A 24,922-nucleotide genomic window follows, 5' to 3' on the forward strand; every position below is an offset into this window, starting at 1 on the left:
CAGCGAATGAACCAATGACCTACAAAGCCCCCGCCTTGATCTCCTCCACAACAGCCGGATCAAGCAAGGTCGATGTATCACCCAAATTACTGGTATCGCCCTCGGCTATCTTACGCAAGATGCGGCGCATGATCTTGCCCGAGCGTGTTTTGGGCAGGCCGCTCACAAACTGGATCTTATCCGGCTTGGCGATAGCGCCGATGATACGGGCTACCGTCATGATGATATCTTTACGGGCCAGTTCCTGGTCGTCCTGGTGGTTAGGGCTTACCACAAAGGCGTATACACCCTGTCCTTTAATATCGTGCGGGTAACCTACCACGGCCGATTCTACCACGCTGCTATGCATGTTAATGGCGTTCTCTACCTCGGCCGTACCAATACGGTGGCCTGATACGTTCAGCACATCATCTACACGGCCGGTAATACGGTAATAGCCGTCCTCATCGCGCAGGCAGCCGTCGCCGGTGAAATACATATTGGGATAAGTAGCAAAATAGGTTTGGCGGCAACGCTCGTGATCGCCATAGGTGGTGCGTAGCATGCCCGGCCATGGGAACTTAATGCACAGGTTGCCGCTAACGCTGTTACCTTCTATCTCGTTACCTTTTTCATCTACCAACACTGGTTGTACGCCCGGCAGCGGCAAACTGGCATATCCCGGTTTCAATGGCGTGATGCCGGCTATCGGGGTGATCATGTGGCCGCCGTTCTCGGTTTGCCACCAGGTATCCACTATCGGGCATTTGCCATGGCCGATCTTCTCATCAAACCAATGCCATGCCTCTTCGTTTATCGGTTCGCCTACCGAGCCCAGTTTTTTCAGCGAACTCAGGTCTTTGCCTTTCAGCGGCTCATCGCCAAAGCTCATTAGCGAGCGGATAGCCGTTGGGGCGGTATATAATATATTTACTTTGTGCTTATCTGTAATATCCCAGAAACGCCCGGCATCAGGCCAGGTAGGTACGCCCTCGAACATCAGCGAGGTTGCGCCCTGCGATAATGGGCCATATACGATATACGAGTGCCCGGTGATCCAGCCAATATCGGCCGTACAGAAGTAAACCTCATCGGGCTGGTATTGGAAAGTGGTATCAAAAGTATATCCCGCGTAAACCATATAGCCGCCGCAGGTATGCACCACGCCCTTAGGTTTACCGGTAGAACCTGAGGTATACAGGATGAACAGCATATCCTCGGCTTCCATCTCTTCTGCCGGGCAGTCGATGTTGCCTTGTGTTTCTACTTTTTTCACTTCATCTTCCCACCATACATCGCGGCCTTTTATCATGGCTACCGGTGTGCGGGTGCGGGTAAGCACGATAACACGCTTAACCGATGGGCACTGTACCAGGGCATCGTCGATAATGCTTTTCAGCGGGATATCCTTGGCACCACGGAAACCGCCATCGGCAGTGATCACGATATTGCAATCGGCATCCTGGATCCTGTCGGCAATAGATTGCGCCGAGAAACCGCCAAATACCACCGAATGGATAGCGCCAATACGGGCACAGGCCAAAATGGCGATGGCCAACTCGGGCACCATGGGCATATACACGCAAATGCGGTCGCCTTTTTTAGCGCCGTTATTTTTTAATACATTGGCAAACTGGCAAACTTTGCTGTGCAGTTGCTTATAGGTTAGCACACGGAAATCTTCCGACGGGTCGTTCGGCTCCCATATGATTGCAGGTTTATCGCCAATGGTATCCAGGTGTCGGTCCAGGCAGTTCTCGGTAATGTTCAGTTTAGCGCCGTCGAACCAGCGCACGCGGGGTTCGGTAAAGTTCCATTCCAGTACTTTATTCCATTTTTTGCGCCATTGGAAAGTTTCGGCAATGCCGGCCCAAAATTGCTCGGGATTGTTAACGCTGTACTGATAGATCTGCTTGTATTCGTCGAAAGAAGTGATTTTCATAAGTTTACTGAATGGTGGGCGTAAATTAGTAAATTATGCTTGATGTGTGCATGGAAAAATCAAAAAGGATAGGATAGTATTATCTATCCGGCTATTATTTGATACAAGTATTTGCATGGCACGGATATTACTTATCAAATGGTTAGATTTGCTAAAACAGCCTCTCTTGTATGTTTACTAAAAAACAATTTAAGGAGTTTTATTTACCAATAGCCATAGCTATTGGCCCATTCATGACATTCTTTACGCGTGGCAATATTTTATACGGTTTTTTAATCGGCATACTTATCGCAATCGGCGCACGTTTATTTATGATAAATTTAAAAAAATACAGATCGTAGATCGATTGCTTTTTCATGAATCTTATAAAAACTACACTCGCGGTTATTATCATATCTTGCTCCTTTATATATAACAGCACCGCCCAAACCACCCGCACTGTTAAACAGGATGAAACCCTGAAGGGCCGGGTAATGCAGTTATCGCAAACCGATACCCCAATAAAAAAAGAAGGCACAGTACCCGCGGTAAAGGATACCCTATTCAGATTTATCACAAAATTTGATAAGGCTGGAAGTACTTCGCGGGTTACGGCATATATTAAAAACAGCATCAATATGTATTCGGATAAAAAAACACTGGATACTACGATAACCACCTATACGCACCACCGCGATGCGCGGGGCATACTTACCAGGTCGGATGTTGAGCAAGGGCCGGGTGAGCAAATGCGGTCTGTTATCAGCTACGATGGTGGGGGGAATATCCGGCAGGATTCTATTTTATCTGCCGAGTTAAAAACGCTTTATAAATCCGATGAGACCAATCGCCTAAGCGAAATAACCATGCTGGATAGAAAAGGCAATGTGAATATCATTGTTAAATACAATTACGACCAGCGCGGCAATGAGAGCAAAACCACGAATTTTAATACCACCGGCAAACTGAACAGCACTACCTATTTTATTTACAAAACGTACGATACCAAAGGCAACTGGACAAAACGCACCGTACAAACCGACTATAAGAACGGCACCTCATCGCCCGGAAGCATACAGGAACGGGCGTATGTTTATTATAAATAAATAGTTTAAAACTTGTGAGCAGAAAGAAAACACAAACAGGCCAGAATGTAATGATCTATATCTATCTGCTGTTAGCCTTTGGGGTCATCGCGTATCTGATATCCGGGGTATTTAACGGATCAACAGCAGACCAACTGTTAGCGTCGGGGTCCCGCTCAACAAAAGCTGTTATCATCGATGAAAAGAATTATCTGCCCAATTCGCCTGTTTCGCATAGTTTCTTCTACTATTATCAATTTATGTTGAATGGAAAAACATATAAAGGATGCTCGGGAGATCACAACTTAAAACCGGGTGATAGCATCCTGATCAAATATGCTCCGGCAAACCCTGATGTGAATACTCCCGCCAGTTATTGATGGTTTTAACATAGTTCCATCCCTGTAAAAACTTTTTGAAAATATTTTTGAGTAACCTATTGAATATTTGACAGAAAAACCTGATATTTGCAAACTCTTTTGAGAAAAAGGATACAATTAAAAAGATTTGTCATGTCAAAAATATGTGATTTAACCGGTAAAGCTGCTATGACCGGGCACAACGTTTCTAACTCGAACGTTAAAACCAAACGCAGATTTTATCCAAACTTAAAACTGAAAAAGTTTTATATCCCTGAGGAAGATAAATGGATCACGCTGAAAGTCTCTACTTCGGCTGTTAAAACCATCAGCAAAAACGGCATCACTGCCTGCATTAACAAATTTGTAAAAACAGGTTCTATTTAATTAGCAACAAGCTTTGAGCGATCGGCCTGCCGAGTTGTGAAATTCAGCGGTCATAAAAAGGTCCTCAAACCATAATATCATATTAAGATGGCAAAAAAAGGCAACAGGGTTCAGGTAATTTTAGAATGCACTGAGCATAAAGAAAGCGGCATGCCGGGCATGTCTCGTTACATTACCACCAAAAACAAAAAAAACACCACTGAAAGGTTAGAATTGAAAAAATTTAACCCGGTGTTAAGGAAGGTAACCACTCACAAAGAAATTAAGTAATTAGTTTTAACTAATAACATTTAACAATATACAGCAATGGCAAAGAAAGTAGTTGCAACCCTGAAAACAGGCAAAGGCAAAGAATTCTCAAAAGTAATTACAATGGTTAAGTCGCCTAAAACTGGTGCTTACTCGTTTAAAGAAGCAATTGTTCCTAACGAAGCCGTTAAGGACGTTATTGCTAAAAGCTAATTACCGAATAAAAAAATAACAAAAGGCCGTCTTGTATTTCACGAGAGGGCTTTTTTTGTTAACTGTCTGGAATCAGAATTTACTGAATTTTAGAATTTTCAGAATACTTTTGAAAATTCTTATTTTAAAACTCATCAATTCTGAACATCCTTAAATTCTGAAAATTCTGATCTAATGGGATTATTTGATTTTTTTAAGAAAAAGGAAGCTACCCCGCAGCAACAGCAGGCGCTGGATACCGGTTTAGAAAAAACCAAGGATAATATCTTCTCCAGGCTTACCAAGGCCGTCGCCGGTAAATCTACCGTTGATGACGATGTGCTGGACGAACTGGAAGAGATATTGGTAACATCCGACGTAGGCGTTAAAACCACCCTCAAAATTATTGAGCGCATCCAGGCCCGCGTAAGCCGCGATAAATACATCGGCACATCCGAACTGAACGGCATCCTGCGCGACGAGATACAACAACTGCTGGCCGAAAATAACAGTAACGATTTCCAAAGTTTTGAATACGGCGACCATAAACCATATGTAATTATGGTGGTGGGCGTAAATGGCGTGGGTAAAACCACCACCATAGGTAAACTGGCCCACCAACTGAAGCAAGCCGGCAACCAGGTTGTACTGGGGGCTGCCGATACCTTCCGCGCGGCGGCGGTAGATCAGATCATCCTGTGGGGCGAACGCGTTAAAGTGCGTGTGGTATCGCAGGCCATGGGGTCAGACCCGGCATCGGTAGCGTTCGATACGCTGAAATCGGCAGTAGCCAATGGCGATGATGTGGCAATTATTGACACCGCCGGCCGCCTGCACAACAAGGTTGGCCTGATGAACGAGCTGACCAAAATTAAAAATGTGATGCAAAAGGTAGTCCCCGGTGCCCCGCACGAGATATTGCTGGTGCTGGACGCCAGTACAGGGCAAAACGCCATAGAACAATGCAAGCAATTTACCGAAGCCACCAGCGTTAATGCCTTAGCCCTTACCAAGTTGGACGGCACAGCCAAAGGCGGCGTGGTGATCGGTATATCAGATCAGTTTAAGATACCGGTTAAATATATAGGTGTGGGTGAAGGGATGGATGACCTGCAGTTGTTTGACAGGAAGTCGTTCGTGGAATCGTTATTCAAATAAAACATATTGTCATTGCGAGGAGCGTAGCTACGTTTGCCTCACCTAAATCCTCTCCAAAGGAGAGGACTTAAGAAATTTCAGAACCCTCTCCTTTGGAGAGGGCAGGGTGAGGCTTCTAATAATGACAAAACTTTAATACATGAAGACAAAAGAAGTAAGCAAAGCACCAAAAGCCCCCGTTAAACAACGTGTTAATGTTGTAACCCTCGGCTGCTCTAAAAATATTTACGATAGCGAAGTATTAATGGGCCAGCTGAAAGGAAACGCTTTTGATGTGGTGCACGAGGCGGATAAAGTAGGGAAGAACGATATTGTGGTGATCAACACCTGCGGCTTTATCGATAATGCCAAGCAGGAATCTATCGATACCATCCTGCAATACAGCGAGCTGAAGGAACAAGGTAAGGTAGGCAAGGTAATTGTTACCGGCTGCCTGTCCGAGCGTTACAAACCCGAACTGGAAGCTGAGATCACCAACGTAGACTCGTGGCATGGCACTAACGACCTGCAGAACCTGCTGGGTTCGTTAGGTGCAAATTACCGCCACGAACTGATCGGCGAGCGCCTGCTGACCACCCCATCGCACTTTGCGTATTTTAAAATTGCCGAGGGCTGTAACCGCCCGTGCTCGTTCTGTGCCATACCGCTGATGCGCGGCAAACACATGAGCACGCCGATGGACGAACTGGTGCGCAACGCCCAAAGTTTAGCCAAACAAGGCACCAAAGAACTGATACTGATAGCGCAGGACCTAACCTATTACGGCCTGGATATATACGGCAAACGCAACCTTGACGAGTTGCTGCGCCGCCTGAGCGACGTGAACGGCATCGAGTGGATCCGTTTGCAATACGCCTACCCTTCTGGTTTCCCGATGGAGATACTGGACGCCATGAACGAGCGCGAGAACATTTGCAAGTACCTGGATATGCCGCTTCAGCACATTACCGATAACATGCTGAAGTCGATGCGCCGCGGTATCACCAAGCAAAAAACCATCGACGTGGTGAACGAGATCCGCGACCGTGTGCCGGGTATTGCCATGCGTACCACGCTGATCACCGGTTACCCCGGCGAAACCGAGCGCGACTTCGAAGAGATGCAGCAATGGGTAGCCGATACCAAATTCGACCGCCTGGGATGTTTCACCTACTCGCACGAGGAAAAAACGCATGCCCATAGTTTAGTTGACGACGTTCCGGATGAAGTTAAACAGGAACGCGCCGATGCTATTATGGAGATTCAGCAAGGCATCTCGTTCGATAAGAACCAGGAGAAAGTTGGCCAAACCTTTAAAGTACTGATCGACAAAAAGGACGGCGATTTCTTTGTTGGCCGTACCCAATACGATTCGCCCGAGGTAGATAACGAGGTGCTGATAGATGCCAGCGTGAACTACGCCACCGTAGGCAGCTTTGTGAACGTAAAAGTTGACAGCGCTGAGGATTTCGACCTGTATGGCGAGATCGTAAAGTAGGTTGATAATTCGGCTATACGATTGCCGTTTGTCATTTCAGACAGAGCAAGGGCAGGGCATGTGCGGTTGTGCGACGGACGATCTTATACGTGCGACCGGCTACACGTACAAAATTTCTCCTCACTCCAACACACCATCCAGCGCTGTTCGTTCGAAATGACAAGTTACTCTTTTTAATTTTGTGGGCGATGCCTTCAGCTCGGGCTATCCGTTCCAAGTCCTCGCCATCCTACCCCACACTGGCTTCAGTCTGCGACTGAAGCTTACATATAAAATTGAAGTCTGCGACTTCATCCCCCCAATGACCAATGACAGCGCAGCGAAATGACCAATGACTATCATGGCGATGCCTTCGGCCCGGGCTTTCCGTTCCAAGTCCTCGCCAGCCCTACGCGCTACCCATTCCGGCTCCGGGCTTTCCTCTGCAATCCCTATCGCGTAATCACGCAAATGTTTATACATCATATCTTGTATATCTACCAATTGTAAAATAATAGCTTTTGATTTTACCGTATGTTTGAAATAAGATTATAACATCTAAATTCGAACCATCTAAAAATGAAAGGTGTACGATCCGGCCAAATCCGAAATCGAACATCGCACTTCCGAAATTGCAAAAACTATGGACAGCAGTTGTATCAGCTATAAAAACACCGGTTTCTTTTCTCATACCGTTACCAACTATCTGGAAGACGTTCCCGACCTGCGGTCGTTCTATAGCTACCGCCCCACAATGGACGGCTTCGCGCAATTGTTCAACAACAAAAAGGTAGTAGCCGACAGGCAGGTGTTGGTTGAAGTATTGACCGAACAATACGCCACCATAGCACCATATGCTAAAACTGGATTCCCCCTTCAGGGGGTTAGGGGGCTTTTGGCTGATAACACCTATACCGTTACCACCGGCCATCAGTTGAATATTTTTGCCGGTCCGCTATACTTCATCTACAAAATAGTTACCGCTATAAAACTGGCCCGCCAGTTAAAAGAGGCTTTCCCCGATAAAAACTTTGTCCCGGTTTACTGGATGGCATCTGAAGACCACGACTTTGCCGAGATCAACTATACCAATATCGGCGGCAAAAAAGTACATTGGTGGTACGAGGCCAGCGGCGCCACCGGCCGCATCGACCCGCACAGCATGCGCCAGGCACTTAACCAGTACAAAGGCGTTTTGGGCATGGAGAACCACGGCCCCGAACTGGCCGAACTGGTAGAAACAGCTTACACTAAATTTGATAAACTGGCCGACGCTACCCGTTATTTAGTAAACGCTTTATTCGGTCAATACGGATTGGTAATTATCGATGCTGATGACAGCCGTTTCAAAAAACAGTTTGCGCCGATCATCGAACAGGATATCATCCAGCAGAATAGCTTCAAACACATCACCGAAACCAATAAACTGCTGGAAGCCGCCGGTGTACACATACAGGTGAACCCGCGCGAGATCAACTTTTTTTACCTGGGAGATAAACTGCGTGAGCGTTTGGTTTTTGAAGACAACCTGTACAAAGTATTAAATACCGATATCAGCTTTACAGAAGATCAACTAAAAGCCGAGATACAGGCACATCCCGAGTGCTTCAGCCCCAATGTGGTGATGCGCCCGGTATACCAGGAGGTGATACTGCCCAATGTGGCGTACATAGGCGGCGGCGCCGAGGTGGTTTACTGGCTGGAGCTGAAATCAAACTTCGATCATTACGGCATCGACTTCCCTATCCTCATCCTGCGTAATTCGGGTTTGATCATCCCTAAGGAAGTTACCCCTAAAATAGCCCGCATGGGCCTCACTCCTGCCGACTTATTCAAACCAACGGATAAACTAAAAAACGACTGGATAAAACAGAACAGCGATCATAACCTTAGCTTGCAGCAAGAATGGGCACAACTGGAAGCCATTTTTACCGGCGTAAAAGAACGCGCCGCGAAGATAGACCCAACACTCGCCCCATCAACCGAAGCCGTGCAGGCACGCCTCAAACACGCGATAGATAACCTGGAAAAGAAGTTAACCCGCGCCGAACGCCGTAACTATGCAACCCGCATCAACCAGTTAGATCATATCAAAGCCGACCTGTTCCCTAAAGATAGCCTGCAGGAACGTACCGAGAATTTCGGCCTGTTCTACGTAAAATGGGGGCAGTTTTTTATCGATGAATTGATCCGCAATTTTCATCCGCTGGATTTTGAGTTTACGGTATTGGCGGAGTAGTGGCCGTCACCGCACCACTTCGTCATGCTGAGCGGGAGCGAAGCATCCCCGATATCCAAAGACGACATGCAAAGTTGAGATGCTTCGCTCACGCTCAGCATGACGAGGTTTGATCTGCATACCAGCCATAATAAAATTACAACCCAACATACTGATAGCCTTTGCAAAAAGGCTATTTTTGTTTCAACATCAACCCCAACCTATGTTTAAACTACGGGCCGTACTGCTATCGTTGCTAATACCTTGTTGTGCCGCTAACGCGCAACAACAGGGTGACAAAACCATCATTAGCGATACCATTAGAACGGTAGTGGTCCGCTCTTATCTTTTCAATCAGCCTTATTTTAATGTGCCGGCGCCGATTGGGGTGCTTTATCCGCAGCAGTTAAAACTACAGGCCGATAATTCGCTGGTGCCTGCCATGAATACCATACCCGGCGTAAAGATGGAGGAGCGTTCACCGGGCAGTTACCGACTTTCCATCAGGGGTAGTTTGCTGCGGTCGCCATTTGGGGTGCGCGATGTTAAGGTTTATTTTGATGAGATCCCGCTTACCGATGCCGGGGGAAATACCTACCTGAATGCCATCGATGTAAACAGCGTTAAAAGCCTGGAAGTGTTAAAAGGCCCTGATGGCAGCCTGTTTGGCGCTAACTCGGGCGGGGTGCTTATCCTGCGGCCTATCAGTAACAGCAATACGGCCGACAGCAATTACGCTAAGGTCGGCTTCAACGGGGGCTCATACAGTGCTTTGCATCAAAATGCCATGGTGCAGGCCCTAGGTGCAAACAACCAGTTAAACCTAAGCCAGGCCTACCAAAATTACGGCGGCTATCGCCAGCATAGTAATATGCATCGCGACTACTTCCAACTGGCCGATAAATACAGCTTTTCGGCAAAAGAGCAACTGAAGGTGTTGGCCCTATATTCAAACTTAAACTACCAAACTCCCGGCGGCCTTACCTTCGCTCAAATGCAGGCCGACCCGCAGGCGGCAAGGCCGGCTACTAAAACCGTTCCCGGCGCTATCGATCAGCAAATTCGTATCACCACCAAAGTATTTTTGGGCGGCGTGGTTAACGAGGCCAGATTAAGCGATCACCTCAAAAACGTCACCTCGCTATCTACCATGCACGTAGATTTTGCCAATCCGTTCATCACTAATTATGAGCAACGTGCCGAGGACACCTACAGCCTGCGCAGCTATTTTGAACTGGAAGGCGCGCATCCGGGCTACGCCTGGGCCACCAACCTGGGCGTAGAGTGGCAGCGCACCAATTCAACCATCAACAATTATGATAACAATGCCGGCGTTAAGGGCAACCCGCAAAAGCTGGATAAGATCAATAGCGGCCAGCATTTCATTTTTGGTCGGTATACAGCTGATATTGATGGGACACTGCACCTGGAAGCCGCGTTAAGCTTAAACTATTACGGGTACGATTTTAAAAACCTGTACCCGTTAAACCAATCCGGCTTTACTCCGCGCAATTTTTCGCCGCAGCTAATGCCGCGTGTGGCCCTATCCTATTCGTTTACCAATAATTTGATGGCGCGGGCATCGGTAAGCCGCGGTTATTCGCCGCCTACCACGGCCGAAGTTCGCCCAACCGACAACGTGATCAACACCGGCCTGCAACCACAAAACGGCTGGAACTACGAGACCGGCATCCGCCTGCGCAACAGTGCCGAAACCATGCTGCTTGATGCCTCGGTATTTTACTATCGCGTAAGCAACTCAATTGTGCGCCGCCTGCACCCCGACGAAACCGAATATTACATCAATGCCGGCGGCACCAACCAAACCGGCTTCGAACTGGCCTTTACCGATTGGCTTATCCGCGAAAATAAAGCCCATTTTGTGCGCGGCTTACAGTTTAACACCGCCTATACTTTAAGCCGCTATTTTTTCAGGGATTATGCCGATGCTACCACCAACTACTCGGGCAACCCCTTAACCGGCGTACCAAGGCACGTAATAGTAAGCAGCCTGCAGGTGAAGATCCCACAAAACCTGTATGTGTTTGTGCAACACAACTACACCGCCAGCATTCCGCTTAATGATGCCAGTAACGTGTTCGCGCCGCAATACCACCTGTTGCAAGCTAAAGCCGGCTGCACTTGCAATTTGACACACAAAACTAAACTGGATATTTACGCCGGTACCGATAACCTGCTAAATGCCCAATATAGCCTCGGCAACGATTTGAACGCCGTAGGCAGCCGCTATTTTAACCCATCGCCGTTGCGTAATTATTATGCGGGTTTTAGTTTGATGTTTTAATTGATGTGGTTAGTGGTCATTGTGGTTTAAGCACAGAGGATACAGAGATTCTAAATCGGTGCAATCTTTCCCAAAATCTGTGAAATAAAATAATGATAGCGAAGCGTAATGACCTAATGACGCGAAGTAATAATGACAGCGAAGCGAATGACGCGAAGCCCTATTGCTCCATCCCCACATCCTTTTGCCTGATGACAACAGAATTGCTGCTATGGTCGTTCTCCATCATCACGGTAATGTGGTTCAGTTGGTTATCGTAAATAAATAGTTTACGCTGCTGGTCGCTGCCGGTAAAGGTAAGTTTATAGCCAAAACCCAGTATTTGCTTTTGCAGGTTGGCTATATAGGCGGGATAAATGGTTTTGTAGGTAACGGTTTTCAGCATAATGCCATCGGCGCTGGTGCGGTAGGCACCGGTAAGCATGGTTTCGCCCTTGATCACGTTTTTGTTCTTATCGATGCTTTGATAGTGGGTAATGATCTGGCCGTTCTGCTCTTCTTTATTATTGATCTTGAATTTACCTGTACCTATCAAAATATTATCAACCTGGGGCAGGCTCAGGTTCACCAGGTCGGCCAAGTCGTTAAAAGCGATAGTTTGCGCGCGGGATACGGCACAGCTAAAAAGTAAGATCGTGATGGCCAGTAACTTCTTCATTTAATCAGGACGATCAAAAATAACTATTTTTTTAATATTTATTCGTTCATAAATACTTCTGATTTGTTTATTATCGCCTGAACATGCTGATACAGCATGTTCAGGCGGCTACCCTGCCATAGGTCAGCAACATGCATTATCTTATAATTTTCCGTATTTTTAGCCTTGCATGATACCTATAACATCTAAACTTCCCCAAACGGGTACTACCATTTTTACGGTAATGTCGGCACTGGCAGCCGAAACAAAGGCAATCAACCTGTCGCAGGGTTTCCCCGATTTTGATTGCGCGCCCCAGCTTACCAAACTGGTAGCAAAGGCCATGAAAGATGGGCACAACCAATACGCCCCGATGGCCGGCCTGATGAGCCTGCGCGAACAGATCAGCATTAAAACCGAAAAACTATACGGCGCGGTTTATAACCCCGATACCGAAGTAACTGTAACCGCCGGCGGCACGCAGGCCATTTATACGGCCCTAAGCGCAGTGATACACCCTAATGATGAAGTGATCATCTTCGAACCGGCTTATGATAGCTATGCCCCTGCCATTAAGCTGATGGGCGGCGTGGTAAAATCGCTGGAGTTGGAACCGCCCGATTATCGCATACCGTGGGATATGGTAAAAAGGCTGATCACCAATAAAACACGGATGATCATCCTCAATTCGCCGCAAAACCCTACAGGTACAATTTTAAGCATGGCCGATATTGATGAGTTAACCGCCATAGTAAAAAGCCAGGATATTTTAATACTAAGCGATGAGGTGTACGAGCATTTGGTGTACGACGGGCAGGAACACCACAGTATGGCCCGCTACCCCGAGTTGCGCAAGCGCAGCTTTATCACGGTATCGTTCGGTAAATTATTTCACGCCACCGGCTGGAAGGTGGGGTACTGCCTGGCCCCTGCTAATTTAATGCAGGAGTTTAGAAAAGTACACCAGTTTTTAGTATTCAGTGTAAACACGCCCATGCAGGCCGGTATTGCCGATTACCTGAAAGATGAAAATGTTTATGCCGGGTTACCCGATTTTTTTCAGCAAAAGCGCGACCACTTTAGGGAGGGACTTTCGCAAAGCCGTTTTAAGCTGCTGTCATGCCAGGGTTCGTACTTTCAGTGTGTTAGCTACCAGGGCCTTACCGATGAAAAGGACACCGATTTGGCCATACGTATAACCAATGAATTTGGGGTGGCATCTATACCGGTTTCGGCCTTTTATAGTAAGGGTACTGATCATCATATCCTGCGTTTTTGTTTTGCCAAAAGGCAAGAAACGCTTGATAAAGCCGTTGAAAGACTATTAAAGGTGTGAACATCTAACCGCGGTTTACCGTAAAAAGGCCAACCGTACTAAATTATAGCCGATGGAGAACTTAAAGATAACCACCTATCAGGGGTACCTTTTTTGGGAGAATATTGATAAAAATCTGCAGAACATTACCCTGCGTTTAGGCGGTATCCGCGAGAAGACAGACCTGATCATCCTGCCCGAAATGTTCAACACCGGTTTTAGTATGGATGCCGAACGCCTGGCCGAACCTATGAACGGCAAAACCATGCAATGGATGCAGGAAATAGCAACCAAATATAATTGCGTGGTAACCGGCAGCATGATCATTAAAGATGCCGGCAAATTCTACAACCGCCTGATCTGGATGCGCGCCGATGGCACTTACGAGCATTATGACAAGCGCCACCTGTTTGCCATGGGCAAGGAACATTTAACCTACACCCCCGGTAAAAGTAAACTGATAGTAGAACTGAACGGCTGGAAGATCTGCCCGATGATCTGCTACGATTTGCGTTTCCCCGTGTGGCTGCGCAATGTAGACGAGGAATATGATATGCTGATCATTGTAGCCAACTGGCCCGAAAAACGCGCGCTGCACTGGCGCACCCTGATACCCGCCCGCGCGGTAGAGAACCAAAGCTATGTGATTGGTCTTAACCGTGTAGGCCATGACGGAAATGAAGTTTACCACTCGGGCGATTCTACCTGCATCAGCCCCAATGGTGATGTGGTTTACTACAAGCGCGATGAGGAGGATGTTTATACGTTTACCATCAACCCCGATGAGTTGGCACGCGTACGCAGGGCTATGCCTTTTTTAAGGGATGCGGATAAGTTTGAGATATTGGATTAAGGCTCAGGTCACGCTTCCGTCTTAATTTACTTTCTTATTGGGTTAAAATTTAATCACTGAGATTTACGCAGCGGTCACAGCGGTTCTTATTTGGCTATTAAAGCGATTATGTAAGTTCTTTGTGACCTTTGTACTTCTTCCTTTGTGCCTTTTGTGGTTAAATTACCTTTTTGCTAATTTTAAATTACCAATCCCCCAATCGCATGAAAAAACAACTACTTGCTATAGCTGCTCTTGTATTGCCTTTTGTAGTATCCGCCCAAAAGGCTACGCCAAAGGAAATTGCCCGATATCAGCAACAGGCCAAAGCGGTAACCATCATCCGCGATAATTATGGCGTGCCGCATATTTACGCGCAGACGGACGCGCAGGTGGTGTTTGGACTGATGTATAGCCAGTGCGAGGATAATTTTAAGGGGATCGAGCGGAACTACCTGTACCAGCTTGGCCGCCAGGCCGAGGTGGATGGCGAAAGCAATCTCTACACCGATGTACAACTGCAAATGATAGCCGACAGTGCCGATGCCATTAAAGATTATAAGGCCAGTCCCGTTTGGTTTAAAAAACTGATGGACGCCTTTGCCGATGGCATTAACTACTATCTGTACAAACACCCCGAAGTAAAACCACTGGTGTTTAAACATTTTGAGCCGTGGTACGCGCTGATGTTTACCGATGGCAGCGTATCGGCAACGGTAACCGGTGGGTTGAATTTAAGTGAGACCGCCCGCTTTTACGGTCAGCCGGGGATGGATATGGGCAAGCTGAAATTGCCCAAACCTAAAACCCTGCAGGAGGAACTGGACGAGCGCGAGATCGGCTCGAACGGGTTTGCCGTGTCGCCAAAGCTAAGCGCGTCTAAACACGCCATGCTTTATATCAACCCGCATGTACCGTTCTATTTCCGTAGCGAAGTGCAGTTGGTGAGCAAGGAGGGCCTGAATGTTTATGGCGCCTGCACCTGGGGGCAATTCTTCGTGTACCAGGGTTTTAACCAGCACTGCGGATGGATGCATACCAGCAGCAATGCCGATGTGGGCGACCTGTATGCCGAGAAAGTCACCAAAAAAGACGGCAAATGGTATTACGAATACAATGGTGAACAAAAGCCGGTAACCGAACGCAAACTGACCATCAACGTTAAGCAGGGCGATAAGCTGGTACCGAAAACATTCACCGGTTACTTTACCCATCATGGCCCTGTACTGGGCGCGCGCAACGGCAAGTGGCTGGCACTACGGAACGATAACCGCAGCTACCCTGCCCTGCTGGAATCGTGGCTGATCACCAAAGCCAATACCTTTGCCGAATATAAGTTGGCCATGGATATTGGCCACAACGCCACCAACAACACCGTTTACGCCGACGATCAGGGCAATATCGCGTTCTGGTATGGCAACTTTATGCCCAAACGCGATCCCAAGTTAGATTGGACACAGCCTGTTGACGGCAGCACCTCGGCCACCGAGTGGCAGGGCCTGCATAAACAAAGTGAGATCGTGCATGTGTTTAACCCATCGACCGGCTGGATAGAGAATTGTAACTCTACCCCCTTCTCATCGGCAGGTGTTGCCAGTCCGGATAAAACCAAATACCCGGCCTACATGGCCCCCGATGGCGAAAACTACCGGGCCGTAAACGCCATCCGCATGTTCGGCAATGTAAAAAGCCTGGGGATGGATGATTTGATAAAATTAGGTTACGATAAATACCTTACCGCCTTTGATGTGCTGCTGCCGCCGCTGTTTAAAGCTTACGACGCAGCGCCTGACAGTACCAAGGCTATGTTAAAAGAACCCGTACAAATACTGCGCGATTGGGACCGCCGTTCGGCGGTGAACTCGGTGGCTACTACGCTGGGCTTCGAGTGGGGTTCAAGCCTGATGCGGTTGTTACCACGCGCCAAATCTTCGGAGGATGGCACGTACCAAACCGCGCGTACCGAGGCCATGATAAAGGCTGCCACGCCAAAGCAATTATTGGATGACCTGGCCAGCGTGGTAAAAAGCCTGCAAAGCCGCTATGGCGACTGGAAGGTGCAATGGGGCGATATCAACCGTTATCAGCGCCCGGCCGACGGGATGTTTAACGATAACGCGCCGAGCATTCCCGTAGGGCAGGTATCATCATTGTTCGGGCAGTTGCCATCGTTTGTAAGCCGGCCGATGAATGGCACCAAAAAGCGCTACGGCTACAGCGGCAACAGCTTCATTGCCGCCATTGAATTTGGCCCGAAAATAAAAGCCAAAAGCATCATGACCGGCGGGCAATCGTTCGACCCAAAATCGAAGAACTTTACCGACCAGACCGAGGGCTACATCAACGGGCAATTTAAAGATGTGCTGTTTTACAAAGCCGATGTGTTGAAGCATGTGCAGCGGACGTACCATCCGTAGTATTTGTCTGAACCGCTGATTTTGTATGATTAGAATGATGACGCTGAGAAAAAATCAACGAAATCAGTGTAATCAAAAAAAATCAGCGGTTCAGACAATAACATAATCCATCCTTTCTCAAAATAAGTCCATTGCGATATTGGTTATAAAGCGGCATCTTTAACTAACCAATAAAACCAATGCCTGTGCAACCCGAAAACTTTAATACACGATATATCATCGGTATATCGTTCATCTCGGCCCTGGGGGGCTACCTGTTTGGCTTCGATTTTGCTGTAATATCCGGCGCTCTGCCTTTTTTGCGCACCCAATTTATGCTGGATGCCTGGTGGGAAGGTTTCCTAACCGGCTCGCTTGCGCTGGGCTGTATTGTGGGCTGCCTCATCGCCGGTAATATTACCGACCGCTACGGCCGCCGGCCGGGGCTAATGATAGCTGCTGCTATTTTCGCAATTTCGTCCATCGGTATCGCTTTATCGCAGGGACTAACTTTTTTTGTCATCATGCGCTTTGCGGCGGGTATTGGCGTGGGGATGGCATCTATGCTGTGCCCCATGTATATTGCCGAAGTATCGCCGGCCAAAGTGCGGGGGCGCAATGTGGCCATTAACCAGCTTACCGTTGTGATTGGCATTCTGGTAACCAACCTGGTAGACTACCTGCTGGCCGACCATGGCCCCGATGCCTGGCGCTGGATGTTTGGCCTGGGTGTGGTGCCGTCGCTGGTATTTTTAGTGGGGGTGATCTGGCTGCCCGAAAGCCCACGCTGGCTGCTGAAAGACGGCCAGGTAGACAAAGCAAAAGCCGTACTGAATAAGATCGGCTCGGCGGAATTTGCCGAAAACACAACCGCCGCCATCCAAAAATCGCTGACCGGCAACCAAAAGGTGTCCTACAGCACTGTGTTCCAAAAAAGCGTACGCCCAGCGGTTACGGTGGGTATCATCCTGGCCGTGTTTCAGCAGTTTTGCGGGATCAACGTGGTGTTTAATTATACGTCCACCATATTTGAATCAGTTGGCGCTAATCTTAACCGGCAATTGTTCGAGACCGTTTCCATCGGCGCGGTAAACCTCATCTTCACCATTTTGGCCATGTGGCTGGTGGATAGATTAGGCCGTCGCCCGCTGATGCTGATCGGCTCGCTGGGCTTGTCGATATTATACATTGTACTGGCATTTGCCCTGCAAAATCATTACCCGGCATACATGGTTTCGGTTTTTGTGCTGCTGGCCATCAGCATCTACGCGCTCTCGCTGGCGCCGGTTACCTGGGTGTTAATCTCAGAGATCTTCCCTAATAAGATACGGGGCGCGGCATCGTCTGTGGCTATCGTATCGCTTTGGGGGGCTTATTTTATACTGGTGTTTACCTTTCCTATCCTGGCTAAAAAGCTGGGCACTTACGGGCCATTTTACCTGTACGCGGGCATTTGCCTCCTGGGCTTTTTGTTTGTGGTGGGTAAAGTAAAAGAGACAAAAGGGCAAACGCTGGAGGAGCTGGAAGATAATTTGGTGAGGCATTAATCGGCCTCACCCAAACCCTCTCCAAAGGAGAGGGCTTATAAAACAACACTTCTTAGCCCCTCTCCTTTGGAGAGGGGTTGGGGTGAGGCTTAAACCCCTCCCTGCCATCACACAAATCAAACACACCCCTCCCAGGGGAGGGAACTAAAAAAACATATCGAGAGGTGCATGAACACATCATACGTAAACGCCTGGGAAGAAAAAGTAAGCATACCCACCTACGGCATTGGCAAGCCCGATAAAAACCCGATGTTTTTTGAAAAGCGGGTATACCAGGGCAGCAGCGGGGTTGTATACCCCAACCCGGTGATAGAGAAGATTTACGACGAGAAAGAAGACAAGGAATACATTGGCCTGTTCCTCGAGAACGAGTATATCAAAATCATGATCCTGCCCGAGTTGGGTGGCCGCGTGCAGATGGCGTACGATAAGATAAAACAACGCCATTTTATTTACTATAACCAGGTGATCAAACCGGCATTGGTGGGCCTGACCGGCCCTTGGATCTCGGGCGGCTTGGAGTTTAACTGGCCGCAGCACCATCGCCCAAATACCTTTGGCCCTACCGATTATAAGATAGAAGAGAACGCCGACGGTAGTAAAACCATCTGGATAAACGAGATGGAGCAGATGTTCCACACCAAGGGGATGGCGGGTTTTACGGTACACCCGGGAAGGGCTTATATCGAGATCAAAGCCAAACTGTTGAATACCTCGTCGTTGCCGCAAACCTTTTTGTGGTGGGCCAACCCGGCCGTAAAAGTTAACGACGATTATCAATCTGTATTCCCACCCGATGTGAACGCCGTTTTTGATCATGGTAAGCGCGATGTTTCTACCTTCCCTATCGCCACCGGCACTTATTATAAGGTTGATTACTCACCGGGCACGGATATATCCTGGTATAAAAACATCCCGGTGCCTACATCGTACATGGCCATCAATTCCGATTATAACTTCATCGGCGGATATGAGCATGATACACGCGGCGGCTTGCTGCACGTGGCCAATCACCATGTATCGCCGGGTAAAAAGCAGTGGACCTGGGGCCACAGCGATTTTGGCCAGGCCTGGGACCGCAACCTTACCGACGAGGACGGCCCGTACATTGAGTTGATGACCGGCATGTTCACCGATAACCAGCCCGATTTTAGCTGGCTGATGCCGAACGAGGAAAAATCGTTCACCCAGTATTTTATGTCTTACCAGGAACTGGGGTTGGTGAAGAACGCGTCGAAGGATCTCCTGCTAACCATCAGCAAAAACGGGAATAATGCAACAGTTAAGGTATATGTAACATCGGTACACAAGGGATTAAGTATCACCTTAAGCTACAAAGGCGAAACCCTGTTTGCTGAACAGGCCAATATTCAGCCCGAAAACGTTTTTGAAAGAACCATACCGGTGGGTAACGATGTTAAAGAAGATGAGCTTGTGTTTACCATCAGTTCGGCAACGGGCAGGGAATTGTTGAAATATGATCCATCAACCAATAAAAAGAACCCTATCCCGCAGGCAGCCAAACCGGCTTTGCCACCTGCCGATGTGGTTAATAACGAGCAGTTATTTTTTACGGCACAGCACTTAGAGCAATACCGCCACGCAACTTATAACCCGGTGCCTTATTATGAGGAAGCCTTGAAACGCGACTCGGGTGATTTCCGTTGCAACAATGCTTTGGGCTTGTGGTACCTGCGCCGGGGACAGTTTGAACGGAGCGCCCCCTACTTCCGTGCGGCTATAGCTACCAGTATACAGCGTAACCCTAATCCTTACGATAGCGAACCGTATTATAATCTTGGTCTTGCCCTGAAGTTTTTAGGCCAAACCGATGAAGCTTACAACAACTTTTACAAAGCCACCTGGAGCAAGGCCTGGAAGGATACCGGCTTTTTTGCCGTCGCGCAGATAGATATGGCCCGCAGCGATTATGATCTGGCGCTGGAACATATCGACATTTCCATCAGCAACAATGCCAATAACAGTAAGGCTTATGTGATCAAATCGGCGGCTTTGCGTAAGATGGAGCAGTTGGAAAAAGCGGAAAAGGTTTGTACCGATGAATTGCAACGCGATACTTTTAACCTGGGCGCTTTGTATGAATTATCGTTATGCCAACAGCAAAACAACAACCCTGCCGAAGCGCAGGCGGCAATTGATACCCTGCTAAACCTATCGCGCGGGAGTGAACAAAACCTGATGGCCTACGCTTTGGATTATGCCGCGGCGGGTTTATATGCCGAAGCAACCGGTTTGTTATCGCTCATTGTTAACGCAAACAACAACCCGCTGGTTTATTATTATATGGCATGGTTTGCTGCCCAAACAGGCGATGAAAGTAACGCCAACCAATGGCTGCAAAAAGCTGGGGCTGCTGATCCATATTTGTGTTTCCCTAACCGCCTGCAAGAAGTACTGATACTGCAATCGGCCATTCAATTAAACCCATCCGATAGCAAGGCGCCTTATTATTTGGGCAACCTGTTTTACGATAAGCGCCAGTATGCCGATGCCATTGCCAACTGGGAATTATCGGCCCAACTGGATGATACCTTCCCTACTGTGCTGCGCAATTTGGGTATTGCCTATTTCAACAAATTGAGCCAGCCTGAAAAGGCCCTGCAATATTTTGAAAAAGCCTTTGCGCTGGATACTGCCGATGCCCGCGTACTGATGGAGCTTGACCAGCTATACAAACGCCTTAACCATATGCCGCAGCAACGCCGTGCTTTGATGGAGGCGCACATGCCAACCGTTTTAATGCGCGATGATGTTTATTTGGAATATGTAAGCCTGCTGAATTTTATGTGCGAGTATGACAAAGCCCTGATCATGATCGGCGAGCGGCAGTTTCACCCATGGGAAGGCGGCGAGGGCAAGGCATCGGGGCAATACATTTACAGCCTGGTGCAACTGGCTAAGCAACATTTGCAAAACGGGGCATACGCCAACGCCATTGCCTTGCTGGGCCGCGCGCAAAGCTATCCGCATAATTTGGGCGAGGGCAAACTATTCGGCGCGCAGGAGAATGATATTTTTTACTGGCTGGGCCGCGCTTACCAGGCCATGGGTAATACCGAAGCAGCGAAGGATTACTTCCGCAAGGCCACCATTGGCCTGTCCGAACCTTCAGCGGCCATGTTTTATAACGATCAGCAGCCCGATAAAATATTTTACCAGGGATGGGCCTGGAGCCAATTGGGCGAGACTACCAATGCCGGGCATATCTTCAATAATCTTATTAATTACAGCAAACAGCATATTAACGATGAGGTAAAGATCGACTATTTCGCCGTATCGCTGCCCAACATGCTGGTTTTTGAAGATGACCTGAACCTGCGCAACCAAATCCACTGCCTGTTTATGGAAGGACTGGGCAACCTTGGCTTAGGTAATACGGCGGAAGCGAAGCAGCTATTTAATAAAGTACTATTGCTGGATGCCGAACACCAGGGCGCAAAAACGCACTTACTTTTGGCAGAACAAGCTATATGATGCAGTTGACAAAGGCAATTTGGGGCCATCACGAAGGGCAAAACGTATACCTGTTTAAATTAAGCAACGGGCAAATGGAGGTATCGCTTACCAATTTCGGGGCGACGATTGCCGGCATCATCACGCCTGATAAAAATGGACAAAAGCAGAACATTGTTTTAGGGTACGATGACCTTGCCGGCTATATTGCCGATGAGTTTTATATAGGATGCACCGTGGGCCGTTTTGCCGGGCGCATTGCGGGGGCAGCTTTAAACATCAACGGGGTGCAATACCCATTAGCGCCTAACGATGGCGATAAAAACATCCACCTGCATGGGGGCAATAAAGGTTTTAACAAACGGGTTTTTACCGTAACTAACGAGGCTATTACTGATGATACGGCATCGGTAGAATTGTATTACCGGAGCCCGCATCTGGAAGAGGGCTACCCGGGTAATCTGGACATTTGGATAATGTATCAATTATCTGCCGATAATAAATTAAGCATAAGATATAAAGCTGTAAGCGATGCCGACACGCATATCAACCTCACCAATCACAGCTATTTTAACTTGAGCGGAAAGCAGCAAAACGCTTTAAATCACCGGCTATTTATTAATGCGGATAGTTATTTGGTAAGTGATGAAAATTATATCCCTACAGGAGAGGTTAAATCGGTGGTGGGTACTTCCTTTGATTTTAAAACTGATCGCGTCGTGGATAACGGCTCACGTAACGAATGTTATGTGCTGACTAAGAACACAGTTGGCCTCGCTGCGATATTGAGTCATGAAGCAAGCGGACGGGAGATGCGGGTAGAAACCGATATGCCTGCCCTTGTTTTCTATAGCGCCGATTACCTTGACGGACAGTTTTTAAAAAATGGGGGCCTTTGTTTGGAAACGCAATATTATCCGGATTCGCCGAATCATGCAACGTTTCCTTCTACATTGCTTAAAGCAGGTGAGATTTGGGAGCAATGGACGGAGTTGGGGTTTGGGTGGTAATACCTATATAAAATCGTCATCCTGAGCATAGCGAAGGATCCCAAGCTATGCATAACCGCTCTGCTTATCGGGGATCCTTCGCTATGCTCAGGATGACGATGGAATATAATAGGAATTAAGAAACTACTTCTTCAAACTATTCAAATACTTAATACTCTCCGGCACCTGGGTGATAGACGAACTGCTTTCATCCTCGATATAAAAATGTTTTACACCAGCTTTGCGGGCGGCTTTAATTACGGCCGGGATATCGATCTGGCCAGTGCCCAGTATCACATCGTTATCCTGCGGGGTGCTGCCTGAAAGACTGCCGCGCTCCACGCCTTTTTTCAGGTCTTTCATGTGCAGGGCTTTGTAGCGGTTGCCGTATTTAGCCAGCATAGCGGCCGGATCCTGGTTAGGGAAGAATGCCCACAGGATATCCAGTTCAAAGCTTACGTATTTAGAGTCGGTATTTTTAACCAGATAATCGTACAGGGTACCATCTTCGTATGGCTGAAATTCGAAGCCGTGATTATGATAGATAAAGGTTACACCGTATTTATCCTTCAACATCTTACCATATTTGTTAAAATCGGCCACGGCCTGTTTGGCGTTATCTAAAGTAAAAGCGCCTTTATGCGGGATGCCAGCCACGCGCACATAGCTTGCGCCCAGGGTTTTGGCCGCCTGGCCTACCTCGTCGGTTTTGCCAACTAAATCCTCGTAGCTTACACCATAAGATGATATTTTAATGCCGCGCTCATCGCACATTTTGCGCAGGTTTTCGGGCGTTTGTTTGAACAGGTTACTAAATTCCATATCCGTAACGCCGTTGCCCTTTACCATATCAAGTGTGGCTGGTACATCTTTGGCAAAATTGTTACGGTAGGTAAACGATACCATCCCCGGGGCTTCCGGGAACAATTGTTTTTGCGCGAACGACGCGGTGGCCAAACCAATGGCTAATCCTGTAGTTAGTAATGCTTTTTTAAACCGGCAGATCATATTATTTTTTCTATTGATTAGACGTATTATTTAAATTTTTGGCGCCCAGCCCGGTTCGTAAGTACGTGCCCACATTGCTTGCGCTTCCTTATCGTTCAGGATATGGCCGTTTTGGGGGTTAAGGTGCAGTTCGCGGCCTAACCGCCAGGCTACGTTGCTTAGTTGCATACCTACAATGCTTTTATGCCCTATCTCCACGTCGCAATTTGGGCGGCGGTTATTGCGGCAGGCATCCAGAAAATCGGCCACGTGCATGCTATCCATACCCAGGCTTACGCTGGCGGTATTGCGACCCTGTACCGAGGCCTCCTGTGTTTTGGAACTAACATCCTTAATCAGTTTGCCTTCCAGATCGTATATCTTATAACTATCGCCACCTGTGCGCAGGCTGCCGCCTTCGCCGTAGAAGATAATACCACGGTCTTCTCCCTCTATCTTGCGGCCATTAACGCTGCTGCTTTCCCAAAGGATCATTTTCCTGTCGGGATATTCCAGCGTTACGGCCTGGGTATCGGGTGTTTGCCAATCATCCTTAAAAGCATATCGCCCACCCGATGAGGTTACCTTATTGGGGTAATCAACGCCTAATCCCCAGCGGGCCACGTCTACCTCGTGGGTACCGTTGTTCAGTGCCTCGCCGGTACCCCAGTGCCAAAACCAATGCCAGTTATAATGGATCAGCCCATCCTGGTATGGGCGGCGGGGCGCGGGGCCCTGCCACAGGTCGTAGTTCAGTTCGGCCGGAACGGTGCCCGGTTTCAGGAAGGTGGCTTTACGGGTATTGGTATACCAGGTTTTGGCATAGTAAACCCGGCCAATAACACCGCTGTGCAATTGGTTAATGCCCTCGGTTAGTATCGGTGCCGAACGGCGCTGCGCGCCCATTTGTACTACCCGGTTATATTTGCGGGCGGCGGCAATGGCCAGTTCGCCCTCGGCGGGGTTATGGCTTAGCGGTTTTTCTACATATACGTGTTTGCCCGCTACGCAGCCCATAATAGCCAGCGGTGCGTGCCAGTGATCGGGCGTGGCAATATAAATGGCATCGATATTTTTATCCTGCATCACTTTGCGGCAATCGCCCTCGGTTTTAGGAACGTTCGCCTGCCTGGCATCGGCTACCGATTTAAGCGCCTTTGCGAATACGCGGGTATCCACATCACACAGCGTGGTAACTTCTGTATCTTTTTGCGGCGCGAAGGTACCGGCCATACTGGTACCACGGCCATTAAGGCCGATGATAGCCACGTGGATACGCTCGTTAGCGCCAATAATGTTGCGGTAGCTTTTGGCGCTCATGCCAAATATGCTATTACTAACAGCCACGCCTGCCGAAGCCAGCGCCATTTGTTTTAAAAATGCCCTGCGGTCTTGCATAGGATAGGGGTAAATAAGGGTTTACAATAAACTCGTTA

At 48.1% G+C, this 24,922-nt stretch carries 19 protein-coding genes; 15 read left to right on the forward strand and 4 right to left on the reverse strand.

What is annotated here, in order from left to right; genetic code table 11:
• Positions 1-19: 19 nt before the first annotated feature.
• Positions 20-1,921, reverse strand: coding sequence for an acetate--CoA ligase (gene acs / locus HQ865_RS16225; protein ID WP_173415903.1), 1,902 nt, complete (start codon positions 1,919-1,921; stop codon positions 20-22).
• A gap of 356 nt (positions 1,922-2,277) precedes the next feature.
• Between acs and HQ865_RS16230 the strand changes: the two genes are divergently transcribed.
• From HQ865_RS16230 to HQ865_RS16270, 9 genes are all read left to right on the forward strand, one after another.
• The gene (locus HQ865_RS16230; RefSeq protein WP_173415904.1) at positions 2,278-3,006 is read left to right on the forward strand and encodes a hypothetical protein; all 729 of its coding nucleotides are present in this window, start codon (positions 2,278-2,280) and stop codon (positions 3,004-3,006) included.
• A gap of 14 nt (positions 3,007-3,020) precedes the next feature.
• Positions 3,021-3,365 (forward strand): hypothetical protein, encoded by a 345-nt coding sequence (locus tag HQ865_RS16235; RefSeq protein WP_173415905.1) that lies wholly within the window; start codon positions 3,021-3,023, stop codon positions 3,363-3,365.
• 132 nt (positions 3,366-3,497) lie between these two features.
• The gene (gene rpmB / locus HQ865_RS16240; protein ID WP_173415906.1) at positions 3,498-3,731 is read left to right on the forward strand and encodes a 50S ribosomal protein L28; all 234 of its coding nucleotides are present in this window, start codon (positions 3,498-3,500) and stop codon (positions 3,729-3,731) included.
• A gap of 87 nt (positions 3,732-3,818) precedes the next feature.
• Positions 3,819-4,001 carry a 50S ribosomal protein L33 gene (gene rpmG, locus HQ865_RS16245; protein ID WP_157539955.1) on the forward strand — a complete coding sequence of 61 codons (183 nt, stop codon included), beginning with the start codon at positions 3,819-3,821 and terminating at the stop codon, positions 3,999-4,001.
• A gap of 36 nt (positions 4,002-4,037) precedes the next feature.
• Positions 4,038-4,193 carry a DUF4295 domain-containing protein gene (locus HQ865_RS16250; protein WP_173415907.1) on the forward strand — a complete coding sequence of 52 codons (156 nt, stop codon included), beginning with the start codon at positions 4,038-4,040 and terminating at the stop codon, positions 4,191-4,193.
• A gap of 174 nt (positions 4,194-4,367) precedes the next feature.
• Positions 4,368-5,330: a signal recognition particle-docking protein FtsY gene (ftsY, locus tag HQ865_RS16255; RefSeq protein ID WP_173415908.1), complete on the forward strand. Its 963-nt coding sequence runs from the start codon at positions 4,368-4,370 to the stop codon at positions 5,328-5,330.
• A gap of 139 nt (positions 5,331-5,469) precedes the next feature.
• The gene (gene rimO, locus HQ865_RS16260) at positions 5,470-6,807 is read left to right on the forward strand and encodes a 30S ribosomal protein S12 methylthiotransferase RimO (RefSeq protein WP_173415909.1); all 1,338 of its coding nucleotides are present in this window, start codon (positions 5,470-5,472) and stop codon (positions 6,805-6,807) included.
• A 622-nt stretch (positions 6,808-7,429) separates the two neighbouring features.
• The gene (gene bshC, locus HQ865_RS16265; RefSeq protein ID WP_173415910.1) at positions 7,430-9,025 is read left to right on the forward strand and encodes a bacillithiol biosynthesis cysteine-adding enzyme BshC; all 1,596 of its coding nucleotides are present in this window, start codon (positions 7,430-7,432) and stop codon (positions 9,023-9,025) included.
• A 202-nt stretch (positions 9,026-9,227) separates the two neighbouring features.
• Positions 9,228-11,309 carry a TonB-dependent receptor gene (locus HQ865_RS16270; protein ID WP_173415911.1) on the forward strand — a complete coding sequence of 694 codons (2,082 nt, stop codon included), beginning with the start codon at positions 9,228-9,230 and terminating at the stop codon, positions 11,307-11,309.
• Between the two features lie 160 nt (positions 11,310-11,469).
• Here HQ865_RS16270 and HQ865_RS16275 read toward each other — a convergent pair whose 3' ends face one another.
• A complete protein-coding gene (locus tag HQ865_RS16275) occupies positions 11,470-11,967 on the reverse strand; it encodes a hypothetical protein (protein WP_173415912.1) in 498 nt (165 codons plus the stop codon).
• A 169-nt stretch (positions 11,968-12,136) separates the two neighbouring features.
• Between HQ865_RS16275 and HQ865_RS16280 the strand changes: the two genes are divergently transcribed.
• From HQ865_RS16280 to HQ865_RS16305, 6 genes are all read left to right on the forward strand, one after another.
• The gene (locus HQ865_RS16280) at positions 12,137-13,282 is read left to right on the forward strand and encodes a methionine aminotransferase (protein ID WP_173415913.1); all 1,146 of its coding nucleotides are present in this window, start codon (positions 12,137-12,139) and stop codon (positions 13,280-13,282) included.
• A gap of 52 nt (positions 13,283-13,334) precedes the next feature.
• Positions 13,335-14,114, forward strand: coding sequence for an amidohydrolase (locus HQ865_RS16285; RefSeq protein WP_173415914.1), 780 nt, complete (start codon positions 13,335-13,337; stop codon positions 14,112-14,114).
• Between the two features lie 203 nt (positions 14,115-14,317).
• Entirely contained in the window at positions 14,318-16,510 is a 2,193-nt protein-coding gene (locus tag HQ865_RS16290) for a penicillin acylase family protein (protein ID WP_173415915.1), read from the forward strand.
• A 179-nt stretch (positions 16,511-16,689) separates the two neighbouring features.
• The gene (locus tag HQ865_RS16295; protein WP_173415916.1) at positions 16,690-18,036 is read left to right on the forward strand and encodes a sugar porter family MFS transporter; all 1,347 of its coding nucleotides are present in this window, start codon (positions 16,690-16,692) and stop codon (positions 18,034-18,036) included.
• Between the two features lie 168 nt (positions 18,037-18,204).
• Positions 18,205-21,531: a DUF5107 domain-containing protein gene (locus tag HQ865_RS16300; protein WP_173415917.1), complete on the forward strand. Its 3,327-nt coding sequence runs from the start codon at positions 18,205-18,207 to the stop codon at positions 21,529-21,531.
• The gene (locus HQ865_RS16305; protein ID WP_173415918.1) at positions 21,528-22,520 is read left to right on the forward strand and encodes an aldose epimerase family protein; all 993 of its coding nucleotides are present in this window, start codon (positions 21,528-21,530) and stop codon (positions 22,518-22,520) included. The genes HQ865_RS16300 and HQ865_RS16305 overlap by 4 nt, the downstream gene beginning before the upstream one ends.
• A gap of 123 nt (positions 22,521-22,643) precedes the next feature.
• On the opposite strand, the gene HQ865_RS16310 is transcribed toward HQ865_RS16305, so the two are convergent.
• Both HQ865_RS16310 and HQ865_RS16315 read right to left on the reverse strand, forming a co-directional pair.
• On the reverse strand, positions 22,644-23,507 hold the full coding sequence (locus HQ865_RS16310) for a sugar phosphate isomerase/epimerase family protein (RefSeq protein ID WP_173415919.1): 864 nt from the start codon (positions 23,505-23,507) through the stop codon (positions 22,644-22,646).
• A gap of 30 nt (positions 23,508-23,537) precedes the next feature.
• Positions 23,538-24,884: a Gfo/Idh/MocA family protein gene (locus tag HQ865_RS16315; RefSeq protein WP_173415920.1), complete on the reverse strand. Its 1,347-nt coding sequence runs from the start codon at positions 24,882-24,884 to the stop codon at positions 23,538-23,540.
• Positions 24,885-24,922 lie beyond the last annotated feature (38 nt).

This window comes from Mucilaginibacter mali (genome assembly GCF_013283875.1).
In the GTDB taxonomy this organism is placed as follows: domain Bacteria; phylum Bacteroidota; class Bacteroidia; order Sphingobacteriales; family Sphingobacteriaceae; genus Mucilaginibacter; species Mucilaginibacter mali.

What these genes read in the sequence shown, in the direction of transcription:
- HQ865_RS16275 (WP_173415912.1), bottom strand. Translation starts at nt 11,967, where the DNA reads ATGAAGAAGTTACTGGCCATCACGATCTTACTTTTTAGCTGTGCCGTA.
- HQ865_RS16250 (WP_173415907.1), top strand. Translation starts at nt 4,038, where the DNA reads ATGGCAAAGAAAGTAGTTGCAACCCTGAAAACAGGCAAAGGCAAAGAA.
- HQ865_RS16310 (WP_173415919.1), bottom strand. Translation starts at nt 23,507, where the DNA reads ATGATCTGCCGGTTTAAAAAAGCATTACTAACTACAGGATTAGCCATT.
- bshC (WP_173415910.1), top strand. Translation starts at nt 7,430, where the DNA reads ATGGACAGCAGTTGTATCAGCTATAAAAACACCGGTTTCTTTTCTCAT.
- HQ865_RS16315 (WP_173415920.1), bottom strand. Translation starts at nt 24,884, where the DNA reads ATGCAAGACCGCAGGGCATTTTTAAAACAAATGGCGCTGGCTTCGGCA.
- HQ865_RS16280 (WP_173415913.1), top strand. Translation starts at nt 12,137, where the DNA reads ATGATACCTATAACATCTAAACTTCCCCAAACGGGTACTACCATTTTT.
- HQ865_RS16300 (WP_173415917.1), top strand. Translation starts at nt 18,205, where the DNA reads ATGAACACATCATACGTAAACGCCTGGGAAGAAAAAGTAAGCATACCC.
- acs (WP_173415903.1), bottom strand. Translation starts at nt 1,921, where the DNA reads ATGAAAATCACTTCTTTCGACGAATACAAGCAGATCTATCAGTACAGC.
- HQ865_RS16305 (WP_173415918.1), top strand. Translation starts at nt 21,528, where the DNA reads ATGATGCAGTTGACAAAGGCAATTTGGGGCCATCACGAAGGGCAAAAC.
- HQ865_RS16295 (WP_173415916.1), top strand. Translation starts at nt 16,690, where the DNA reads ATGCCTGTGCAACCCGAAAACTTTAATACACGATATATCATCGGTATA.
- rimO (WP_173415909.1), top strand. Translation starts at nt 5,470, where the DNA reads ATGAAGACAAAAGAAGTAAGCAAAGCACCAAAAGCCCCCGTTAAACAA.
- HQ865_RS16230 (WP_173415904.1), top strand. Translation starts at nt 2,278, where the DNA reads ATGAATCTTATAAAAACTACACTCGCGGTTATTATCATATCTTGCTCC.
- ftsY (WP_173415908.1), top strand. Translation starts at nt 4,368, where the DNA reads ATGGGATTATTTGATTTTTTTAAGAAAAAGGAAGCTACCCCGCAGCAA.
- HQ865_RS16270 (WP_173415911.1), top strand. Translation starts at nt 9,228, where the DNA reads ATGTTTAAACTACGGGCCGTACTGCTATCGTTGCTAATACCTTGTTGT.
- rpmB (WP_173415906.1), top strand. Translation starts at nt 3,498, where the DNA reads ATGTCAAAAATATGTGATTTAACCGGTAAAGCTGCTATGACCGGGCAC.
- HQ865_RS16290 (WP_173415915.1), top strand. Translation starts at nt 14,318, where the DNA reads ATGAAAAAACAACTACTTGCTATAGCTGCTCTTGTATTGCCTTTTGTA.
- rpmG (WP_157539955.1), top strand. Translation starts at nt 3,819, where the DNA reads ATGGCAAAAAAAGGCAACAGGGTTCAGGTAATTTTAGAATGCACTGAG.
- HQ865_RS16285 (WP_173415914.1), top strand. Translation starts at nt 13,335, where the DNA reads ATGGAGAACTTAAAGATAACCACCTATCAGGGGTACCTTTTTTGGGAG.